The organism is Marivirga sericea, from assembly GCF_900177665.1.
In the GTDB taxonomy this organism is placed as follows: Bacteria; Bacteroidota; Bacteroidia; order Cytophagales; family Cyclobacteriaceae; genus Marivirga; species Marivirga sericea.
In genome coordinates this window covers 621,844-643,931 of record NZ_FXAW01000001.1, presented here as the reverse complement: position 1 = coordinate 643,931, position 22,088 = coordinate 621,844, and the positions used below count along the sequence as shown (strand labels likewise).

Annotated in this window: 14 protein-coding genes and 1 pseudogene; 5 read left to right on the top strand and 10 right to left on the bottom strand. The window is 35.3% G+C overall.

What is annotated here, in order from left to right; all coding sequences use genetic code 11:
• The first annotated feature begins 194 nt into the window (after nucleotides 1–194).
• Nucleotides 195–1,835: pseudogene (locus B9Y84_RS02520) on the top strand (ABC-F family ATP-binding cassette domain-containing protein).
• A gap of 69 nt (nucleotides 1,836–1,904) precedes the next feature.
• Here the strand turns inward: B9Y84_RS02520 and B9Y84_RS02515 are convergent.
• Nucleotides 1,905–2,384, bottom strand: a complete 480-nt coding sequence (locus tag B9Y84_RS02515; RefSeq protein ID WP_085515518.1) for a hypothetical protein — start codon at nucleotides 2,382–2,384, stop codon at nucleotides 1,905–1,907.
• 116 nt (nucleotides 2,385–2,500) lie between these two features.
• Here B9Y84_RS02515 and B9Y84_RS02510 point away from each other — a divergent pair, with 116 nt between their 5' ends.
• The gene (locus B9Y84_RS02510; protein WP_085515517.1) at nucleotides 2,501–2,854 is read left to right on the top strand and encodes an arsenate reductase family protein; all 354 of its coding nucleotides are present in this window, start codon (nucleotides 2,501–2,503) and stop codon (nucleotides 2,852–2,854) included.
• 5 nt (nucleotides 2,855–2,859) lie between these two features.
• On the opposite strand, the gene B9Y84_RS02505 is transcribed toward B9Y84_RS02510, so the two are convergent.
• The 7 genes from B9Y84_RS02505 to B9Y84_RS02475 form a co-directional block, all read right to left on the bottom strand.
• Nucleotides 2,860–3,348, bottom strand: coding sequence for a hypothetical protein (locus B9Y84_RS02505; protein ID WP_085515516.1), 489 nt, complete (start codon nucleotides 3,346–3,348; stop codon nucleotides 2,860–2,862).
• A gap of 8 nt (nucleotides 3,349–3,356) precedes the next feature.
• Complete coding sequence (locus B9Y84_RS02500; RefSeq protein WP_085515515.1) at nucleotides 3,357–5,708, bottom strand: TonB-dependent receptor; 2,352 nt, start codon at nucleotides 5,706–5,708, stop codon at nucleotides 3,357–3,359.
• 17 nt (nucleotides 5,709–5,725) lie between these two features.
• Nucleotides 5,726–6,382 (bottom strand): ribulose-phosphate 3-epimerase, encoded by a 657-nt coding sequence (gene rpe, locus B9Y84_RS02495; RefSeq protein WP_085515514.1) that lies wholly within the window; start codon nucleotides 6,380–6,382, stop codon nucleotides 5,726–5,728.
• 35 nt (nucleotides 6,383–6,417) lie between these two features.
• Complete coding sequence (locus tag B9Y84_RS02490) at nucleotides 6,418–7,329, bottom strand: ROK family protein (protein ID WP_085515513.1); 912 nt, start codon at nucleotides 7,327–7,329, stop codon at nucleotides 6,418–6,420.
• 129 nt (nucleotides 7,330–7,458) lie between these two features.
• On the bottom strand, nucleotides 7,459–9,909 hold the full coding sequence (locus B9Y84_RS02485) for a TonB-dependent receptor (RefSeq protein WP_085515512.1): 2,451 nt from the start codon (nucleotides 9,907–9,909) through the stop codon (nucleotides 7,459–7,461).
• A gap of 169 nt (nucleotides 9,910–10,078) precedes the next feature.
• Nucleotides 10,079–11,332, bottom strand: coding sequence for a sensor histidine kinase (locus B9Y84_RS02480; RefSeq protein WP_085515511.1), 1,254 nt, complete (start codon nucleotides 11,330–11,332; stop codon nucleotides 10,079–10,081).
• 1 nt (nucleotide 11,333) lies between these two features.
• Nucleotides 11,334–12,011 carry a response regulator transcription factor gene (locus B9Y84_RS02475; protein ID WP_085515510.1) on the bottom strand — a complete coding sequence of 226 codons (678 nt, stop codon included), beginning with the start codon at nucleotides 12,009–12,011 and terminating at the stop codon, nucleotides 11,334–11,336.
• Between the two features lie 250 nt (nucleotides 12,012–12,261).
• On the opposite strand from B9Y84_RS02475, the gene B9Y84_RS02470 reads away from it, so the two are divergent.
• The 3 genes from B9Y84_RS02470 (at nucleotide 12,262) to B9Y84_RS02460 (ending at nucleotide 17,455) form a co-directional block, all read left to right on the top strand.
• Nucleotides 12,262–16,164 (top strand): PAS domain-containing hybrid sensor histidine kinase/response regulator, encoded by a 3,903-nt coding sequence (locus B9Y84_RS02470; RefSeq protein WP_085515509.1) that lies wholly within the window; start codon nucleotides 12,262–12,264, stop codon nucleotides 16,162–16,164.
• A 22-nt stretch (nucleotides 16,165–16,186) separates the two neighbouring features.
• Nucleotides 16,187–16,870 carry a haloacid dehalogenase type II gene (locus tag B9Y84_RS02465; protein WP_085515508.1) on the top strand — a complete coding sequence of 228 codons (684 nt, stop codon included), beginning with the start codon at nucleotides 16,187–16,189 and terminating at the stop codon, nucleotides 16,868–16,870.
• 255 nt (nucleotides 16,871–17,125) lie between these two features.
• Nucleotides 17,126–17,455 (top strand): thioredoxin family protein, encoded by a 330-nt coding sequence (locus B9Y84_RS02460; RefSeq protein WP_085515507.1) that lies wholly within the window; start codon nucleotides 17,126–17,128, stop codon nucleotides 17,453–17,455.
• Nucleotides 17,456–17,562: 107 nt separating this feature from the next.
• Here B9Y84_RS02460 and B9Y84_RS02455 read toward each other — a convergent pair whose 3' ends face one another.
• Nucleotides 17,563–18,867 carry an amidohydrolase family protein gene (locus B9Y84_RS02455; RefSeq protein WP_085515506.1) on the bottom strand — a complete coding sequence of 435 codons (1,305 nt, stop codon included), beginning with the start codon at nucleotides 18,865–18,867 and terminating at the stop codon, nucleotides 17,563–17,565.
• 6 nt (nucleotides 18,868–18,873) lie between these two features.
• Entirely contained in the window at nucleotides 18,874–21,897 is a 3,024-nt protein-coding gene (locus tag B9Y84_RS02450; protein WP_085515505.1) for an amidohydrolase family protein, read from the bottom strand.
• Nucleotides 21,898–22,088: the final 191 nt, after the last annotated feature.

Here is a 22,088-nt window from a genome sequence, read left to right as displayed (position 1 = left end):
TTCTCAATTGGAGCGCAAAGGTAATTAATTAAAACTGATAATTATCTAATGCTCAAATAATAGCCTTAAGAACTGCTCAAGTATTCGGTATATTACCTACTTCTCATCATCACTGAAAAGATTCTTGTTTTTTTAGAAGGTGAGAAGTTAATGAGCATTCAAATTCATACCTTTGCGACTTAATTTTTGATGATATGATTTCAGTTGATGCAGTAGGAGTTGAATTTAGTGGTACTACCCTATTCAAAAATATTAATTTTAACATTAACGCAAATGATCGCGTAGCCCTTATGGGTAAAAACGGAGCTGGGAAATCAACCCTACTGAAGATCATTGCTGGAGCAAGCAAACCTACCGAAGGTAAAATATCAGCACCTAAAGATGCCGTCATTGCCTATCTGCCTCAGCATTTACTTACTGAAGACGATGCAACCGTATTTGATGAAGCCGCCAAAGCTTTCTCTGATATAATGGAGATGAAAAAACAAATGGACTGGTGCAATCAGCAACTGGAAATACGAACCGACTACGAATCAGATGAATACAGTAAAATCATTGAACAAGTATCGGAGCTAAGCGAAAAATATTACAGCATTGATGATGTTAATATTGAGGCTGAGATTGAAAAAACACTTTTAGGACTTGGGTTCGTCAGGTCTGATTTATAGAAACCAACAGGTGAATTCAGCGGTGGGTGGCGCATGCGAATCGAGCTTGCCAAAATATTATTAAAAAAGCCAGATCTCATTTTACTCGATGAACCTACTAACCACCTGGATATTGAATCTGTTCAATGGCTGGAAGAATTTTTAACCAATAATGCCAAAGCTGTCATCGTCATTAGTCACGATAAAGCATTTGTAGATAAGCTGACCAATCGTACTATAGAGATAACGCAAGGAAAAATATACGATTATAAAACGAATTATTCTCACTACTTAGAATTGCGGAAAGAAAGACGTGAGCAGCAACAGAAGCAGTTTGAAGAGCAGGCAAAGCAAATAGCAGATATTCAGCAGTTTATTGATCGATTTAAAGGCACTTATTCTAAAACACTTCAGGTACAATCTCGGGTGAAGATGCTGGAGAAAATGGACATCGTTGAGGTAGATGAAATCGACACTGCTTCCTTGAATTTAAAGTTCCCTCCCGCCCCACGGTCAGGAAACTATCCTGTGGTAGCAAATGATTTAAGTAAGAGTTATGGTGATCATACAGTTTTTAAAGATGCTACATTTACTATTGCCAGAGGTGAGAAGATTGCATTTGTAGGTAAAAACGGTGAAGGTAAATCTACTATGGTGAAAGCTATCATGGGCGAAATTGATTATGATGGAGAATTACAGATTGGGCACAATAGCATGATAGGCTATTTTGCTCAAGATCAAGCGGCCTTAATGGATGGTGAACTCACCGTTTTTCAAACGATCGATGGGGTTGCCAAAGGCGATGTTAGAACTAAAGTAAAAGATATGTTAGGTGCTTTCATGTTTGGTGGAGAAGATATTGAGAAGAAAGTGAAAGTATTGTCTGGTGGAGAGCGTACCAGATTAGCGTTAATGAAATTATTACTGCAACCCGTAAATCTCTTGATTCTTGATGAGCCCACTAACCATTTGGACATCAAAACAAAGCAGATTCTAAAAGATGCATTAAAGGCATTTGATGGCACTTTAATTCTTGTCTCGCACGATCGGGACTTTTTAGATGGTCTGGCCGCAAAAGTCTTTGAATTTGGAAATAGGCGAGTAAAGGAACATTTCGAGGATATCAATGGATTCCTGCGCAATAAGAAAATGGAAAATTTAAAAGAGGTTGAAAGAAAGGTCTCTTAAAATTTGTTAGGCATAAAAAAAGCCACTTTATAAAAAGTGGCTTTACTGAAATTTCAATCTAATTTTAAATTAAGCTCCTGCATCAGCGGGTGCTATTCTAGTAGAGATTTCTTGATATTTAGCTTTTAAATCAGGATCAACAGAAAGCGTTTGCTTGATAGTTTTATAGTTATCCACTCCAACCATGCTTTTTGCTAAAAGATTTAATGCTTCTTTAATTGCGTCAATTCTTTTATCTTTCTCTTTGATAATTAAGCCCATGAATTTAACTTCAAAATCATTCGCTCCCATCTCCTTGAGCTTTGCTTCATTATCACCACCACTTTTCAACTCTTCATATCTATTTGTTGTAAAACCTTCTTGTTCTTCAATCAATGCTTGGATAGCTGGACTTACCTCAGCTTTCATTTGCTCAATCACTTGCATCATTAATGCATAATTATACAAATCCTTATCCGTAATCTCTGAATCTTGCGCCATTACAGCAGTAGAATTTAAAAATACTATTGCTGCTAATGCCAACATTCCTTGTCTCACTATTCTTTTCATAATTGTCTTGATCTTTGATTTTTTGAATTGATTACATTAATTAAAAACCCGAATTAAAGCTTTTTGTTGTCATAAGGCAAATTTTTTCCTTATTTTATGATGTAAAAGAGGAAAAAATGAGAAAAGTAGTTTATTATTTGAGTACATGTGATACTTGTAAGAAGATTATGAGCCAATTGGATTTAGAAGATTTCAATAAAATTGATCTCAAAAATAATCCACTCACTGAGCCTCAATTACTTGAACTTTATGTTATCACTGAATCGTATGAAGAGCTATTTAATAAAAGAGCCATAAAGTTTCGTCAGCAAGGTCTCAATAAAGCGGACTTAAGTGAAAATGATTTCAAGAAACTGCTGTTAGAAGAATATACTTTTCTGAAAAGACCTGTTTTTTTAATTAATGGCGATCTTTATGTCGGAAATGCCAAAAAGACCGTTGAGCAATTGAAAGAAAGAATAGGAAAATAATTGAATCAATTCTTAATATATTTCTTTATCACCGTATTGTCCTCCCATTGTATTTCACCCTTCATATTCTTCAATTGGGCAGTTAATCTGTAGTCAATGTAATTTTGGCTCTCTGTTATGAATTCTTCAGCCATGATTTCACCACTTAATTGAAAATCAGGTGCTTTTTCGCTTTCATTTCCTATTAGTTCAAAGGCTGAATCCTTTCTTATATATTGTGTAAAGTATTGAGATAGCTTATTTGCTTCATCTTTAAAATTGCTTTCAAAAGACAGAATTTCTATTCTCGGTTCGAAATTATCTTTGGCTTGTTGCTCTTTTAACCAAGTGGATCCGATTAAGCTATTATAAAGTTTGTTGCTTGCAATTTCAGCATCTGTATTATTCCATCTGCCACTTAAGTCAATATCTTGATTTGTGTCTGTTTTTAATACCTTTTGAGTACTACACGCAATTGCGAAAGTACCAATGAGTAGAAGGATGATAGTTTTCATATTAGCTTTTAAAATTTAACAATTCCTTTTAGGTTCAAAAATCTTGCCGATAAAGAATTGGGTACTGCAAATGTTTGACCGTTTACATCTTCAATCCATGAATAAGAAATAGTATTACTCACACCTAGTACATTTAGAACATCTAAGCCAATCCAAAAAGATTCAATATACTCAAGATTTTGTATTTTTTCTCCCATAAACTGTTTAGAAAAACCAACGTCCATCCTTCTATACCATTCTCCAGTAAAAATACTACGGCCCTCTAAGCTGTTAGGAAATCCAACAGGCAGACCCGAACCAATTTGCAATTTTAAATTTACTTTCAAACTAGGATCATTTATGAAATTGTCTTGAAAGAAAATAGAGGCTGTTACTCTCTGGTCGGTTGGTCTTCGAATGTATCCTCTATTATCTTCTTCTACATTCTCTTTGGTTGAAAGCAAACCTAGGCTAAACCATGATTCCATGCCAGGTACAAATTCACCACTAAAGCGAAAATCAGCTCCATAAGCGTATCCGTCTGCATTCAGCTCAGGCCTATAGCGCAACCTAATATTATCGACATCAAATGGGATAATATCGTATAGTTGCTTATAATAAAATGAAGAATTCGCTTGGAAAGGTCTTTCCCACAATTCTATATTTTTGGAGTAACTACCTATAAAATGTAGAGCAGACTGCGCTCGAACATCTGGCGTAATATTACCGGAGAAATCCCTCAATTCCCTGTAAAAAGGGAATTGCCTATATAAACCAGTCGAAAAATTGAACTGCCCACTTTTATCGGGATGCAAAATTACTTGGTATTGAACACGAGGGCTTAGTAACCATTCCTCCGTATTAGAACCATAATTCAGTCTGAGACCTGAATTTAAAGAGTGTCTATCATTTATTTGCCATTCATGTTGTACATAAACGTTTGCAAACGTGGCTTCCAAATTGTTTTCTTGATTGACTACTCTGTTCACTTGAGCAAAATCTGCAGAATCACGAAATTCAAACTCGTCCAAATTATCATTCACGTATTGCTTTTTATACTCGAAGCCAAATGCTAAAAGATGGTCTTTTTGTATTTGCCAGTCATTTCGTAATATGGCCTGTGCAACTTGAGCATATAGAAAGTTACGAGCATAGTTGTAGTTGGCTCCTATACCTCGCAAGCTTATACACTCATCAAATGTGTCTGAAGAAAGGTCTCTATCTACGTCACATAATTGGTAAGAACCTTCTGTATTGTTATACTCATATTCCGAAGTGGAAAAAGCAGATAAAATAACGGAAGTTCGAAAATTCTCAGTCAATAAATGACGCAGCCTTGCTCCACCTTGAAAACTGCTATAACTCAAAGATTCTGTCCCTTCAAAGCCCACGAAAAACCTTAACTTCTGCTGAAAAGAACCAAAATCGGTTTCTCTAGAAGCTGGCTCAATACGATAATCATTTTGAGCAAAAACAGCCAATAAATCCAAAGTGGTTTTATCAGAAAAACGATAATTATAAAATGCTTGAAAATCTAAAAATCTAGGTAAGTACTCTCCTGCTGTTTCGAAGGTATTAAATAAGTATTTAGCATTTTTATACCTTAACCCAAGTAACAAATTATCTTTATCATTAAATTGAGTAGATAAATAACCAGAAGCCCCTAATAATCCAAGATTTATATTTCCTTCGGTTTCTTCAGTTTGCTGATAATCTATTAGCAGATTACTAGATAATTTATCTCCATATTTAGCTTCCCAACCTCCAGCTGAAAATTCGATTTTACCCACTAAGTCAGGGTTTATGAAGCTCAATCCCTCTTGTTGACCAGCCCTAACCAGAAATGGTCTATAGATTTCCATTCCATTAACATAGACTAAATTTTCATCAAAATTCCCACCTCTAACCGCATAGGAACTGCTCAATTCATTATTGGATACGACTCCGGGAAGTGTAGCGAGTACTTGATTAAATTCGTTGAAAGGAGTGGCAGTTTCATTCACAGACAGTGGCTCAATTCTCTGCAATCCATTCTTAAGCAACCGATCGCTTTGTCCACTCACATCTACTGCTTTCAGGAGTAAATTATCAACCTGCATTTGAATCAATATAGAATCTGAAGCTTGAGTTTTAATAGTTTGATTAATAAAACTGACGTGAGTTATTCTTAAATGAAATTCGGGTAAATCAGGAGTTTTTATACTAAAAAAACCCAAACTGTCCGTTTGGGTATTGTATTCTGTATCAATTAATTGTATACCAGCGGAAGCAATCCCTTCATTATTTCTAGCGTCTACTACCCTACCCTTTAAGTTTTGATTTTGAGCCAAAATCGTAGAAGATGCAAGAAAAGTTAAAAAAAGAAGAAAAATTGGACGCATGTACTCAATACTGTTTATCAAATAGAAACGTCTTTTAGTTGCTGAATAGTATGAATTGGGTTCTCTGATTTAAACACAAAACTTCCAGCTACTAAAACATCTGCCCCTGCTTCTAAAAGCTTAGGTGCATTATCAATGTTCACACCTCCATCGATTTCTATCAAAGTTGAAGCATTTTGGTCAGCAATTAATTCCTTCAGCTGCCGAACTTTAGTATAGGTTTGTTCGATAAACTTCTGTCCGCCAAAACCAGGATTTACTGACATCATACAAACTAAATCAGTATCTTGAATTACATTTTCCAATAAGGACACATTTGTGTGTGGATTAATGGCAACGCCAGCCCTCAAGCCCAAATCCCTGATAGCTTGCAAGGTTCTATGCAAATGAGGGCTTGCTTCATAATGTACCGAAATAGTGGCCGCACCTGCATCATGAAAAGCTTGGATGTAATTTTCAGGCTTGTCAATCATCAGATGCACATCCAATGGTTTTTTAGCGTGTTTATAAATGGCTTCGCAAACGGGCAAACCAAATGAAATATTAGGGACGAAAACACCATCCATGATATCTACATGAATATAATCTGCTTGGCTTTCATTCAACATTTCCACATCTCTTTGCAAATTAGCAAAGTCTGCGGCTAAAACGGAAGGGGCTATTAAATGACTCATTTGGCAAAGATATAAAATTAGATTTTACCCACCACTTAAGCTGTTAAAAATGCAGCACCAAAAACTCCCGCGCTATCACCTAGTTTTGGTTTTACTATAGGGGTTTTCATATCAGGATTAAAAGTAAATCGCTTAACCGATGCTAAGCCTTCATCGTAAAGGTTCGGAATATTACCGACCCCGCCACCAATAATGATAACATCAGGGTCAATTATATTTACAATAACAGATAAGCCTTTTCCAAAATAATGAATAAGTCTTTCGTAGGTCTTTTGGGCATATTCGTCATCTTCTCTATCCGCTATGATATCCTTTAGCTTTTTATGCTGTCCGGAAATCTTTTTGTAGTAGCGTTCTAAGGCTTTTCCAGCTAAAATGGTTTCGACACAGCCTTGCTTTCCGCAATAACAGTCTTCACCTTGCTCATCTAAGAAGATATGCCCCCATTCTCCTGCGATACCATGTTTTCCATTCCAAACTTTACCGTTAATGACCAATCCGCCCCCAACACCTGAACCCATTATTACGCCAAAAACAACTTTGGCCTTTGTAAATTGCTCTTTCACAATTCCCATTTGCGTTTCTGCAATAGCGAAACAGTTAGCATCATTCGCCATAAACACAGGAATATTCAAAAGACCCTCTAAGTCCTTATGTAGCGGTTTATTATTAAGATTAGTTGAATTGCTATTTTTAAGTAAGCCTGTTTCTGGATCGGTAGAACCTGGAGTTCCAATTCCTACTGAATTAGGCTTAAATCCGATCTCTTGTGCCATTTTATCTAGCAATGATTTGATTCTATGCGTAATATGTTGATATCCCTGCTCAGCTTCAGTATTAATTCTTTTTCTTAATAAAACCTGCGGATCACTTTTTGATTTTAGTATTACACCTTCAATTTTAGTACCTCCCAAATCAACTCCCCAAAGTGCATTTTCTTCGCTCATATCTAAACTGTTTGACTCAAAGAACCCAATATGGCAGATTATTCTAATTTATTGAAGAGAAAGTTCGAATAAAAAAGGCACGAAGATATATTCGTGCCTAATTCAAAATAAAACTATAACCAATATCAATTAATACTCATCACCTCCGCCATCGTAATCACCACCTTCTCTGCCTCCTTCTCTTTTTCTTTTACTAGAGTTAATCCTATAGTCAAAAGATAGGGTCACGGTAGTGGTTCTCCACTGAAATTCAGATTCATAATAAAAATCCTCACCAGAAGTTGTCGTTCTCCATTTTCTCGAATTAAAGACATCGCGAACGTTTAATGCTAAGGTTCCGCTATTGTTAAGAACCTCCTTACTAAAGCCTAAATCCATCATATAAAAAGCCTTTCGCGTGCCTTGGGTGGTCTCTTCTGGTGCTCTATAGAATGCACTTAATTGAAAATTAAAATCATCTCCGAAGGTCATTTGAGAAGTAGCTCGTCCTGATGCTGTAAAAGTCTCTGCTTCAAAGACCTGCTCATTCACTACTCCGTAAGTTTCAGAATAGAATATGTTAAGATTACCATTTAATCTCCACCAATCGTTCAAATCATGCGAATAATTATTCTCTATTCCAATGGAGTTTCTCTCGGCTAAATTTTGCGGTTGAGCATACGTAATACCATCAATAACGGTATTGATCCTTTCCGTAACCCCAGTAGTTCTGCGGTAATACAAACCACTGTAAAGTGTAGCATCGCTAAAATTATTAACCAACCCTACCTCATAGGAATCAGTAAACTCAGGATTGAGGTTAGGATTACCTATTCGAATATTTCTGTCATCATTGAAGTTAGAAAAAGGATTTAAAGAGCGGAATCTAGGTCTATCAAATCGTCTACTGTAACTCGCTTGTAAAGAGTGTAATTTACTGAACTCATAGGTCATAAATACACTTGGAAACAGGTTTAAGTAATCTCTGGCGTTCGTGGTATCAACCGGACTCTTCAAGCGAGTTGTAATATCTGTTAATTCAGTTCTTAGGCCAATTTGATAAGTAAACTTTTCAAACTCACTATTGTAGATCGCATAAATTGCGTGAATATTTTCGTTATATATAAAATCATTTGTGAAGTCACTTAAAACACTATCTTGCTCTTGTCCTTCAATATCTTGTGTTACTTCATATTCATTGGTAATCGTTCTTATAGTACTTCGCCATCCTGCTTCGAAAGATCTGGTCTCTCCTAATGGCTTTACGTAATTGGCTTGCATTAAAATATTCTCAGAAAATTCGTTTATAAATGATCGCTGCTGAATGCTATCTATAAATTGGTTCTGTGAAATCACAAATCTTTCATTCCTCAAATCAGAATCTTCTGTTTCAGTATTATTTCTATATTGAATATCAGCTGTTAATTTATGATCATCATTTCCGTTAAATATTTTAGTGAAATTTAAATCATATTCTAGCACCTCTTCATCTTCTTTTTCATCTTGGATACGAACAGAGCGTCTTACTAATTCTCTAGTATCTCTATTTATCCCATTATAGTCATCGTAGTAATTATAACTCAAATTACTCTCATCAGAAATTCTGTATAGAAATGATCCTGTCACATTAGTACTTTCATTAAGACTATAATCTATTCCAAATCTAGCGTTTTGCGAAATACCACTTCTCTCCCTTTGTCTATCCACATAAGTTGAGTAAGTGGTATCTTCGGGCGTGAATTCTTGATCAATGTATCCACCTCCAAAGTTCTCACGATAAGTTATCCCATATGCTCCAAAAAGATTTACATTCCCTTTTCTGTAATTAATATTGCTATTGACGCCTCCAATAATTGGGTATCCTACATTTGCACTAACGCTTCCGTTAACACCACCTTTTTTCTCTTTTTTCATAATGATGTTGATGATACCAGCGTTTCCTTCAGCTTCATAGCGAGCTGAAGGATTAGTGATAACCTCTACTCTTTCGATTTGATCTGCTTGAATTTGACGTAAAGCTGAGCCGCCACTGATGCCCACTAAGCCTGAAGGTCTACCGTCTATGAGTATCCGCACATTTCCACTGCCTCGCAAAGACACATTACCGTCAATATCAACTGTTACACTAGGTAAATTATCTAATAGAGATTCAGCGTTACTTCCTATATTGCTAAGATCTTCGCTTACATTGAAAACTCTCTTATCTAACTTCATTTCCATCTGTGGTCTTCTCGCTACTACTTCCACCTCAGAAAGCTGATTTACATCTTCCATTAATTCAATAGTTCCCAGCTCTATACTTGCTTGATTTGCATTAAGTGGTTTATTGATTGTCTGATAGGAAATAAACTGAATTCTTAATGTGTAGTTCCCTCTTTCAACTTTAAATTGGAAATCTCCAGATTCAGGAGTGACGGTACCTGTCACTAATTCATCCGATCCGTTAAATACACTTACATTGGCGTAAGCTAGCGGTTCATTTGTTTTACCATCCACCAATTTACCATTTACGGTGGTGCTCTGCGCCCATACTGAATGCGAGACAATAAAAACTAACACTACAAGAAGTGTTCGGAGAATATTTGTATAAGTATTATGCATATATTTGATTTTCAATCTTTATTATAATTCAAAATTACTATTCAATTCTGAAGAAAATTTGAATTTCTGCCGTTGTGAGCAGAAATTTGATGTTGATACAAGTATTTTTTTAGACAAAATGTTATCGGTATGCAGTAAAAAAAATCGCAGAGTTGTTAAATGGTGATAATCAGCTTTCTATGGTAATTTGATGGAGTTGCTCTTTATTGCTATAACTGATTTGTAACCCAGTTACAGTGCAGATTTTGTGAATGATAGCTAAACCTAAACCTAGAGAAGAACTACTTTGGTTTCCTTTTTTAAAGCGCGCAAACAAAAGTTCTGGACTGTGCCCTATTGGTTTACCTGAGTTTTCAATAATTAATTGGTTTTTCTCGAGATACACTTTTATAAATCCGTCCTCAGCTAAATTGTGCTTGATTGCATTATTTAAAAGGTTAGTTATTAAAATTTCTAGGAGAACTGGGTGAATATACCATTCGACATCCGATTCTATCTTCTTGCTTAAGCTAATTCCTTTCAGAAATATGAGTTCCTCATATTCATCTATAAAATCTAGTAAAGTATTACTGACGTCCACACTTTCTTTCTGTTCGAATTCTTGATTATCGATTTTTGCTAGTAGTGTTAAGGCATTTCCTAATTTTGAAAGATTTGACAAACTTTTTGCAGCATCTGAAACTAATTGCTTCTGCCCTTCATCTAAATCTCCGTCTTGTAAGAGTTCCAATTTACCTTTTGCAATACTGATCGGTGTTTGAATTTCGTGACTTGCATTCTCTGTAAATTCTTTTAGTGATTGATAGTCAGCCATTACTTTTTGAGACATTTGATCAATAAAAGCATTTAGCCTCTTAAATTCCAAAGTACCTGTATCAGGTAATTTAAATGGTTCATTTTCCTTTATATCAAATTTCTTGATTGCAGAGAGCGTACTTTCGAATGGCTTTAATAGTCTTCTGGATAATAACCAGCTTCCTAAAAGGACCACGACCAATAACAGAATATAAGTCTTCACCAAAGATTCAACTATACCATCTACAATATCATCTTGTTCGATAATAATATCGTAGAGGATAATTTTATAGAACCTGCCTTCAATCTTCTTGCCCACTTCCAACTTATTATGCTGTTCTGGCCGTTCTAATGTACTATGATGAACGATGGTATCCGAAAATATAATATTGTCAATTTCTAAAGAGTCTTCCTGCGGCAAAATTATCACCTTATCACGAATGATATCTTTTGTAGGCTGTCTTCTTTCAATATACCTTTCAGTTGAAGTCAATCTTTCTTGTAAAAACCAACGTTCCTCTTTTTTGACTTCGTTAGAAATAATCTGTACAGTAACTATCCCACCGATAAAAAATACAATAAGAGAAAGTCCTAAAAATATGAATACTATCTTGGTTATTAATCGCATTTTATAAGGTTTTTAGCTTGTATCCTACTCCGTAAACTGTTTCTAAGATATCAGTTCCAGTAGCTTTCTGAATTTTTTTACGTAAGTTTTTAATATGTTGATAAACAAAATCAAATGAATCACTTTGGTCTATAAAATCTCCCCACAAATGTTCTGCTATATTTTGTTTTGTCAAGACTCTTTTGGCGTTATTTGCGAAAAATAAAAGCATCTCGTATTCTTTTTTTGTTAGGTCCAATTTTTGATCGGCTACCCTTGCCTCTTTTTTATCTGTATCAATGAGCATTCTATCAAGCTCAATCACATTACTACTTTCCTGCTTTCTTGTTCTGTATATAGCTTTTAATCTAGAGGCCAGTTCCAATAAGTGGAATGGTTTACCTAAATAGTCATCCGCTCCAGCATCAAGACCTCTCACTTTATCATCTATGGAGTTTTTCGCAGACAAAATTAAGGTTCCTATATTTTTACGATTTGCTCGTAGTGAATATAGCAAATCCATCCCATTTCCGTCAGGCAGCATAAGATCTATGATGACAACATCATATTCATAAGCAGCTAATTTATCAGTAGCAGTGAAAAAATCTGGCGCTACACTAATTTGAAAACCTTCTTTTACAAGGTATTCTTCAATGTTCTTTGCGAGTTCTACTTGGTCTTCAACTATTAATACTTTCATCTTCTATTTTTGCAGTCCCGAAACTGCTTAATTTTATTTTAGCATAATATTGTCGTCAAGGATAGGTTTGATAGACCTAAAGCAACAACTTCTTACTAAAGATTCATCAAATTTAGCCTTTAATTCTGAAGTAAATTTGAAGATACGCTTGTTATTAAGGTAATATTTAGAAGTTGGTCTCTGAAATTATTATCAAAAATCATTGAAAAAATGAAAATAATGTGTGAATTTAAAGCAAGATTAGGGGAAAATGAAAGTAAACAATCCGTCAGTTGCTAATGAGCTTGAAGAAAGCAACCAAAAATTACTTGAGGCACAGCAATTAGCAAAAATAGGGAACTGGGAAATCGATGTGGATTCTGGAGATATTCAGTGGTCGCCAGTAATATTTGATATTTTTGACTGCACCCCCAACTCTTACAAACCTACACTTTCCACATATAAAAAATTTGTACATCCTGAGGATGAAGCAAAAGTCGATGAAGAGGATATCAAAGCATTTAAGACCGGCTATTTTAACCTAATTCATAGAGTAATTACAAAAAAAGGTAGGGTAAAATATGTACATCAAATTGCTTCAAAAATAGCTAAAGGAGACCGGACAATCTTCAGGGGTACTATTCAAGATATTACCCAACTAAAAGAAACGGAGCAAGCCTTAACGCAAGAAAAAAAGAGACTAGATATTATTATCTCCAGTAGCAATTTAGGTACGTATGATTGGGATCGGAAACAAGAAATTTATTTTTACAATGAGCACTATGCACAACTATTAGGGTATCATAAAAGTGAACTCACAGCGCTTAGAATGGAGGAATGGTTCCAGACTGTTCACCCTGATGATCTTGCTGAGATGCAAAATTACTTTATAGATCGTCAAAGTCAATCAATTATTAAATATGAGTTTGAAGTTCGCTTAAAACATAAGCTTGGCCATTGGGTATGGGTTCTAAATAATGGTCAGGTTGAAAATTTATCTTCAGATTTAGTACCGTCAGAACATTCCGGAATCATTATAGACATCACTGAAAGAAAGACAGCTCAAATAGAATTAGACAGAACTAAAGCACTTTTGCAACAAACCAATGAAATTGCCAAAACCGGTGGTTGGAGTTGGAACATACAAGATGGGAAAATAGATTGGACACAAAATACGAGAAAGATATGCGAAGTTGATGATAGTTTCGATCCTACTTATGAAGAAATTTGGGAATTTATTGTCGATAAAAGCAAAGAGCTCCATTTAAAGGCGCAGATTGAAAAAAGCTCTGAACTCAACGAAAAATTTGAAACAGAACTGCAGTTATACTCTGGAAAAGGAAAGAAATTTTGGGTGAGAATAATTGGAATCCCAGAAAGCAGTAATGGACAGCTTCAAAGACTATATGGAACTATACAAAATATAGATGACCAGAAAATAAATGAACTTAAATTAAATGAAAAAACAAAGCAGTACAATGAATTAGTTGAAAATATTCCTATTGGAGTGTACAAATTGAATAGAAATGGTGACTTAAACTACATGAGCCCTCCTTTCAAAAAAATAATTGGTATAGGAGATCGAGATATTGACACCAATGATTTTGCCAATGAGGTGGTGCATCCTAATGATTTAGAATACTTTATAAAAGCCAATAATTATGCATTAGAAAATTATCAATATTTCAATTTAGAATTTAGAATTATTGCCCAGGGACAAACTAAATGGGTCAAGGCTACATCACAACCCAATAAGGATTTGGATGGTCATTGGTATTGGTTCGGCACGCTTTCGGATATAACACACAAAAAAAATACAGAACTGAAAGTCAAAGAAAGTGAACAGCAACTGCAAAATATTTTTAGTTCCATGCAGGAGGCCCTATTATTTTATGATGAACATGGAATAATTCAATCGATTAATGACAGCACGCAAGAAATAGTAAAACTTTCCAAAAAAGACATATTGGGAACTCACCTTATGCCAAGTGTTCTAAATTTACTGGATATTGATGGCAAAATAATAGAAAGGACTGAACACCCTGTACATGTTGCATTGAAAGAAAAGCAATCATTTAGTGATATACGAGTTCAATTAGTAAATCAGGAAACTAACTATAAAATATGGATCGAAGCAAATATTAAAATAATAGATGCAAAGGATAAACATTGGGCTTTGGTGACTTTTAATGATATAACGGATCGATTTAAGGCCGAAAAACAGCTACTGGAAGCTAAACAAGCAGCTGAATCTGCTAACCAAGCGAAGTCAACCTTTTTAGCTAATATGAGTCATGAAATAAGGACTCCTCTGAATGGTGTGATTGGCTTTTCAGATTTACTTAGGAAAACCAACTTGAATGTTTTACAAACCGACTATACTCAGCATATTTATAATTCAGCTCACTCTCTGCTTGGGATCATTAATGATATCCTTGATTTTTCTAAAATTGAAGCGGGAAAATTAAAACTTCAGAAGGAAGAAGTTGATGCAATTAAACTCGTTGAATCTGCAGCTAATTTTATCACCTATCAAACCTCTCAAAAAGATTTAGAATTAGTGATAGACTTTCAAAATAATGTTCCTCAATATTTTCAAGCTGATGAACTAAGATTAAGACAGATTTTAATTAATTTATTAGGGAATGCGGTCAAATTTACTGAAAAAGGAACTATAGTATTAAGGGTCAGTACAGTTGAAAAAACAAATAAAGTATGTTTTGAAGTAATCGATACAGGCATTGGCATATCTAAAAAACAGCAAAAAAATATTTTTAGCGCATTTGAACAAGCAGATGTATCTACAACTAGAAAGTTTGGGGGCTCTGGATTAGGATTAACCATCTCTAATAAATTGTTGAAAATGATGGGCAGCCAGTTGAAATTAGATAGTTCGATTAATCAAGGGAGTAATTTCAATTTTACTATTGATTTAAAGCCAAATGAAATTAATGAGGAAAGATGGACTGATAAAATCTCATTTGAAAGACTACGCCATGTCCTGATTGTGGATGACAATCCGATAATGCTAAATTCTCTAAAAGACTTTTTAACGATTTTCGGATTGAAAGTAGTTATAAAAAATTCAGCGATCGAAGCACATAAAATAATGAATGAAAGAAATGACTTTGATCTTATTTTGATTGATGAGGTAATGTCTAGTATCAATGGTATCGAGTTACTAGATTTACTGCAACAAAAGAATTTGATTGACTCAACTCCAGTTATAATACTTCATAAGCACATCGATAGCGAGTTTTTCCATACCTCCCATGCTGACAATGAGAACATTTACAAAGTATCTAAGCCTGTTGTGAACAGTGAGCTGATTGAAACTATTAATAGAATCGATAAAGGTATTAAAAATACAAGTCAACTATTGGTTAAAAATGATCAAAATGGTTCAATTAATGAATCCGTTCAACTTAGCAAAATACTAGTTGCAGAAGATAATGATGTAAATAGATTTCTCATAACTCGAATCTTGGAAAATGTATTACCAGATTGCGAATTAATCCATGCGGAAAATGGAGAGCTGGCAGTAAAAAAATTCAAAGAGCTCAATCCCGATTTAATTCTGATGGATATACAAATGCCCGTAATGAGTGGGGTTGAAGCCACTGAGATCATAAGAGCATTTGAAAAACCTGAAAACCGCATTCCTATAATTGCATTGTCTGCCGGTGTTATGAAAGACGAAAAGGAGAAAGCCTTAGATGTTGGTATCGATGATTTCCTTGAAAAGCCGCTTATTCAAGGAGACCTACTAAAAATGCTTGAAAAGCTTAAACTTGAAGGGAAAATTAAGCAGAAGGCAAGTGCAACATCAGGGACCAAACAGAACTTGAAATCTTTCAATAAAATAGACCTGATGCAAAGATTGAATCATAATGATGCGCATTACATCAATTTTATAGAGTTAGCGAAAGAAAACATGAAGACTTTTGAAAGGCAAATTAACGAGACGATTGAAACTGAAAATATCCATGCGCTAAGAACCGTATTACATAAATTAAAAGGAACTGCTTTAGCTGCCTGCTTTGAAAATTTAGGACTGCTAATCGATCAATTCGAAAGACCCAGTTTTTATAATAAAAAGGTTAGTCAATATATGAAAGCTAAAATTATTCCTGAACTGCGGAAGCTAATACTGATCCTTGAAAAAGAGTTATGACGCACATTTTATTTGAGAATTCATGCAGCAATCCCTGAATCAACCAAAGCTATTAGTATTTGATGTTAATGAAACGCTTCTTGATCTTCAAAAACTACAACAAGCAATTCAAAACAGTTTCCAAGATCAGCATGCATTTAAAATCTGGTTTTCTACACTTTTGCAGTATGCTATGGTTGAATCTATTACCAGTCAGCATCATAGCTTTGCAGAGATCGGGAAAGCAACATTACGTATGACTGCGGAGAAATTAGGAAAACATATATCTGACGATAGTATCGCTTCAACAATCAGCTTGATTACCCAACTGCCGCCCCACCCTGATGTGAAGAATGCCCTAGCTAAGTTCGAGTCAAATAATTTCCGAATTGTGGCACTGACCAACGGATCGACTGATACCGTTAAAAAACAAATGGATTATGCTCAAATTTCTGAATATTTCGAAAGATTATTCAGTGTAGAAGAAGTTCAGAGCTATAAGCCTCAAGCAAAAGCCTACGAATATGTATTGTCCGAACTTAACATTAAAGCCAAAGATGCCATGTTGATTGCCGCTCACCCATGGGATTTAGCTGGGGGCAAAGCCGTTGGCATGCAAACAGCATTTATTGAACGGCCTACCCAAGTATATTACCCTCTCTTGCAGGCGGCTAATTATATGGTTCAGGATTTACAAGAATTATTTGAGGTCTTAAATAAAAGATAAATCTACTTCAACTATCTACAGATACTAAATTGCCAAGAAAGTATCTTTAATAACTTACATTTTGAAATACAGTAGCATTGAGCACTAAAAGGATTTTATTACTATATATTCTAAGGATAATTTAACATTCTTAGAACTGAAGCGCTATATAAAATCAATTATAATTAAAACTTACATCTGGTAGACTTCCTAGAAGCATTTTGTTTAAACATTAGCTGATCAAAGATGTCTCTTTCATGAACAAATTTTTTAATCATGATAGAAAAAGTTACTGATATCAATTTAGATGAATATCTGAAAGGAAATGAAAAAGTCATAGTGAAATTCTATGCAGACTGGTGTGGAGTGTGCAAGGCTTTTGAGCCCCAATTCAAAAAAATGGCAGAAGGTGCCGATGAAACTGTGAAATTCCTAGAAATCAATGCTCCAGACAATCCAAAAGCTAGACTGTCTGCAGGTGTCTACAGTCTACCTTTTTTTGCAAGTTACGAGAAAGGTGAACTGAAGGAAAAAATTTCTAGCGCTGATAGAAATGCCGTTCAAGCATTAATCGACAATATCCAAGAAAGTCACGAATTACAATAAAAGAAAAACCGGCCATGAGCCGGTTTTCTTGTTTTTAATTCATAATCTAAATTCTTTATATAATCATTGAGTTTCCTATATACTAATCAATATTTAATTTTTACGAACTACTCTTGATCAAATTTATCTTTAAACTTCTTATATAGCCTTTGCTGATGAGCTTCTAAAGTGACTTGTCTACCCTCAATAAAAACATATTCCGGTTTATTACCTTCCATATCTAAAATGTCTCCTTTTGATACTACCAGAGAGGCTATCTTCCCCTTCTCTAAGCTACCGATTTTATCATCAACACCCATGATTTGAGCGGGATTTAAAGTCACCATTTTTAAAGCCTCTTCCTTTCCTAAACCATAAGCTGCAGCAGTCCCTACGCTGAATGGCAAATTCCTAACTTGCATTACTTCTCCCCATTGTCCTATAGCTACTTTAATACCCGCTTGGTGCAAAAGATTTGGTAATTGGCACGGTAAATCTACAGGATCAGCAGTTCTGCTAGGTAATCTTAAAGTTTCTTCCAAAATCACTGCAATCTCATTCTCTTTCAAGAAATCCTTCACATAATAGGCTTCATCTCCTCCTACTAGAACTACTTGCTCAATACCCATTTCCAGAGCAAATTGAATCGACTGAACGATTTCTTTGGCTCTGTCCGTATGAATATAAAGACTTTTGGAACCGTCAAACAGCCCTTTCATTGCTTCTAACTTCAAATTTGTAGTTTCGGGATTCTGTATTTCAAAGTATGAGGCCGCATCCTTAAAGAAAATTTGTACTTCTTCATATTGTTTATCATAATCCTCATTTTCTCTCCATTCCGTTTCTCCTAACCACCATCTAGGATATCTTAATCTTGAGGGCCAGTTTAAATGAATTCCTTCATCATTTTTCAATACAGCATCTTCCCAATTCCAAGCATCCAAATTCATAATAGAACTGCTTCCTGAAATTCTGCCACCTCTTGGAGTTGTCTGAGCATATAATACCCCATTAAAACGAGTTGTGGGAATAATCTCAGAATCAGTATTGTATGCAATTAAAGCACGCACATTTGGATTAAAATCACCCGTCTCATCTTGATCTCTTGTAGCCCTTACCGCAGCTATCTCCTCCAAGCCAATAATCGTATTACTAGCAATCAATCCGGGATACACATGCATGCCTTCTGCTTTTATCACTCTAAAATTTGACAGATCTAAGCGTATAACAGTTGCATCTGCAACATTAGTGATTATTCCATTTTCAAAGGTGATGACCGAATTTTCGATTACCTCACCATTTCCAAGATGTGCATATGCATTCATAATAGCAATAGGCTTTGACTGCACTTCTCCAGGAGCAGGGACCTGAGCCTTAGCAAAAAAGCTTAAGACACTCAGTATTAATATTCCTATACATTTAAATAACTTCATTTCAGCTTATTTTAAAGATGAATAATTTTGAATTTCTGTTTCACAATGGTAAATGATCTGCGATTTTGGTTTCGCTTTTTGAGTAGATTTACCATTTGATTTCTCACCTTGCATTTTAGCCACTAAGCGAGCTCTTTCTGCTTGAATAGCATCTAATTTTTCAATCTGATTATCTCTGTCGAAAAATACAGCACCTTCAATAATTGTCTTTTCGGCCTTCGCGTAAATTGATAGAGGTTCATGGCTCCAAAGCACTACATCAGCATCTTTCCCCACTTTTATACTTCCCATACGATCCTCTAAATGCAATAGCTTCGCAGGATTTAAAGTCACCATTTTTAAAGCCTCTTCAACAGGTACTCCCCCGTATTTCATAGTCTTCCCAGCTTCCTGATTTAATCTTCTTCCCATCTCTGCATCATCTGAATTAATGGCCGTAACCACTCCCTCTCCGTGCATCAATGCAGCATTATAGGGAATGGCATCGTTTACTTCAAATTTGTAAGCCCACCAATCTGAAAAAGTAGAACCTCCTACACCGTGCTCTTTCATTTTATCAGCTAATTTGTAGCCCTCCAAAATATGAGTAAAAGTATTAATCCTAAAACCATAGCGTTCAGCCACTTTCATTAACATGTTGATTTCGGACTGAACATAAGAATGACAAGAAATAAATCTATCACTATTCAAAATCTCAACTAAAGTTTCCAACTCTAAATCCTTTCTTGGAGCAGTTGCATTTACTTTATCTCTTTTTGACAAGCTGTTATAAGCCTCCCACTCTTCTTCATATTCTCTTGCTCTAGTGAAAGCATCTTCAAATACCTGCTCTACTCCCATTCTAGTTTGTGGAAATCTCACGGTATTCCTTTCACCCCAGTTAGATTGTTTCACGTTTTCACCTAAAGCAAACTTGATAAATTTATCAGCCCAAGAAATTTTCATCTCCTCTGGACTGTACCCCCACTTTAATTTGACAATAGCAGATCGGCCACCGATCGGATTAGCAGAACCATGTAGTAATTGAGAAGCTACTACTCCACCCGAAAGTTGTCTATAAATATTAATATCTTCAGAATCTACTACATCTTCAATATTCACTTCAGCGGTTACAGCCTCAGAACCTTCATTTACGCCTCTACTAATGGCAATATGAGAATGCTCATCGATTATCCCCGGAGTTAAATGCTTACCGGTTCCATCAATTTCACGTGCCCCTGAGGAGGTGATATTTTTTCCAATTTTTGCAATTTTCCCATTTTCCAGTAGTACATCCGTACTTTCTAAAATTCCTTCAGCTTCATTAGTCCAGACTGTTGCATTTTTAATAAGAATTGTCTCTTCCAATGGTTTTTTACTATTGCCGTGCGCTACAAAAGGAAAAATTAAAGACCCCATCTCACTTGCTTTTGATTCATCCTCTTTTTCTTCTTTCTCCTCTGCATCTACAGACGTATCCTCATCTTCTAATGTAGCGCTCCATTTGGCCCAGCTGCCATCAGGCATCCTAGCATTTCCACTAAGCCCTTCTTTTTTCAACCATCCTGATAATCTTATTTTTCCGGCTTCATCTTTACTTTCATCTGTAAAAGATAAGCTAATTAATTGCTTAGAAATCTCGCTCGCTACATCATAAGAGGTAGAATCATTTACCACAATTTTAAATTTCTCTTTACCAGACTCTCCTTTTACTTCCATCTGGTAATCCTCACTACCAACAGTTAATTTGTAATTCCCTGCCAATTCTGGCAAAGTATAGTCATGAAACTTATAGGGATTGCCTTGAACCCAGTTTTCATAAATCTTGGTGTCCTTCCTAACTGGACTACCATCTGTAATGATGAAATTAGCATATTTACCTGTCGTCAAAGCACCTAACTTATCACCCATTTTAATGAACTGCGCTGGATTATAGGTTAATGCTTTCAAAGCTTGCTCCTCTGCTAAGCCCAACTCTACAGACTGCGAAAGCATTGCAGGAAGCTTCGAGGCATCCTTTAACCCATCAGAAGTAATCGAGTACGTAATTCCATTTTCGGTCAGTAATTTTAAATTTTCAGGAGCCATTTCCCAATGCTTCATCTCTTCAAGACTAACATTTAAAGCATCAAATGGATCTTCCACATCATATGCCTCAGGATAATTAACTGGTAAAATTAATTGAGCATTAGTGGCCTTAATCTCTTCCAATCGTTGATATTCATCTCCGTTTCCCTTTATGATATATTGAACTCCAAACTCATCTCCTAAACGATCTGCTCGTAATACATATAATTTATCACCATCAGCATCAAAAAATTGAGGATAGATGCTATTCTTATTAAAGGCATCCAATGAAATATCCACCATTTCGTTTTGGTTTTTATACCATTGTGCATCTAAATAAGTTTGTTTTATCAAAGCAATAGCCCCCATCAATGAAGAAGGATTGTCTTGAGTTGAACTTCCTTTTTCAAACGAAAAATGCTGTGAAGCACTCTCCTTCAGTATAATTTCATTTTCAGGTCCATTATGTAAAGATACTACAGTTCCAGTTCCTCTTACTAAACCATCTTGATTGTGCGTTAACACAACACCAAATCCGGCTTTACGCATTTTATCTGCATCTGAATCATTTGCTTCGAAAGCTTCATGCGCTTTGAAGTATGCTTTAATAGCATCATTGGCATTATATGCACCATCTTTTACAGGGCCCAACTGAGGGCCTGAACTCCCATTCCTATCCGCTTTGGGTATACCGATGTTGCTGGATAACTCAATAAAAGAAGGATAAATATGCTTTCCATCTAGGTTATGAACAATAGCCCCCTTTGGAACTTTTACACCTTTACCAGAAGCCACTACCTCGCCCTTTTGAATTACCAAAACCGCATTTTCTATTGTCGTTTGATAGTCAACATGCAGTGTAGCGTTAATAAAAGCATGCAAACCTGGTCTTTCATCCTTTACACCATTTACTGTAAAAGTATCTTGTGCATGGGAAGAAAAAAACCACAAGCTTAAGCACGCTAAAAGTAATTTTCTCATCATTATATATAGTTTTAGTTTAATGACTGAAAATAGTACTTTTTATATAATTAAATAAGCATTACTTCATCTATTATTTTATTGGTACTTTTTGATTACCAACGGATTTCAAACATACAATCTCCTTTATGTGATGAAACTATCCCAAAACCACATTTCCATTTCATTTATAAATTAAACGGCACTTTGTTTTA

Excerpts from the sequence above, each read along its gene's own strand:
- B9Y84_RS02515 (WP_085515518.1), bottom strand. The coding sequence starts at position 2,384 with ATGAAAAGAATAGTGAGACAAGGAATGTTGGCATTAGCAGCAATAGTA.
- B9Y84_RS02510 (WP_085515517.1), top strand. The coding sequence starts at position 2,501 with ATGAGAAAAGTAGTTTATTATTTGAGTACATGTGATACTTGTAAGAAG.
- B9Y84_RS02505 (WP_085515516.1), bottom strand. The coding sequence starts at position 3,348 with ATGAAAACTATCATCCTTCTACTCATTGGTACTTTCGCAATTGCGTGT.
- B9Y84_RS02500 (WP_085515515.1), bottom strand. The coding sequence starts at position 5,708 with ATGCGTCCAATTTTTCTTCTTTTTTTAACTTTTCTTGCATCTTCTACG.
- rpe (WP_085515514.1), bottom strand. The coding sequence starts at position 6,382 with ATGAGTCATTTAATAGCCCCTTCCGTTTTAGCCGCAGACTTTGCTAAT.
- B9Y84_RS02490 (WP_085515513.1), bottom strand. The coding sequence starts at position 7,329 with ATGAGCGAAGAAAATGCACTTTGGGGAGTTGATTTGGGAGGTACTAAA.
- B9Y84_RS02485 (WP_085515512.1), bottom strand. The coding sequence starts at position 9,909 with ATGCATAATACTTATACAAATATTCTCCGAACACTTCTTGTAGTGTTA.
- B9Y84_RS02480 (WP_085515511.1), bottom strand. The coding sequence starts at position 11,332 with ATGCGATTAATAACCAAGATAGTATTCATATTTTTAGGACTTTCTCTT.
- B9Y84_RS02475 (WP_085515510.1), bottom strand. The coding sequence starts at position 12,011 with ATGAAAGTATTAATAGTTGAAGACCAAGTAGAACTCGCAAAGAACATT.
- B9Y84_RS02470 (WP_085515509.1), top strand. The coding sequence starts at position 12,262 with ATGAAAGTAAACAATCCGTCAGTTGCTAATGAGCTTGAAGAAAGCAAC.
- B9Y84_RS02465 (WP_085515508.1), top strand. The coding sequence starts at position 16,187 with ATGCAGCAATCCCTGAATCAACCAAAGCTATTAGTATTTGATGTTAAT.
- B9Y84_RS02460 (WP_085515507.1), top strand. The coding sequence starts at position 17,126 with ATGATAGAAAAAGTTACTGATATCAATTTAGATGAATATCTGAAAGGA.
- B9Y84_RS02455 (WP_085515506.1), bottom strand. The coding sequence starts at position 18,867 with ATGAAGTTATTTAAATGTATAGGAATATTAATACTGAGTGTCTTAAGC.
- B9Y84_RS02450 (WP_085515505.1), bottom strand. The coding sequence starts at position 21,897 with ATGATGAGAAAATTACTTTTAGCGTGCTTAAGCTTGTGGTTTTTTTCT.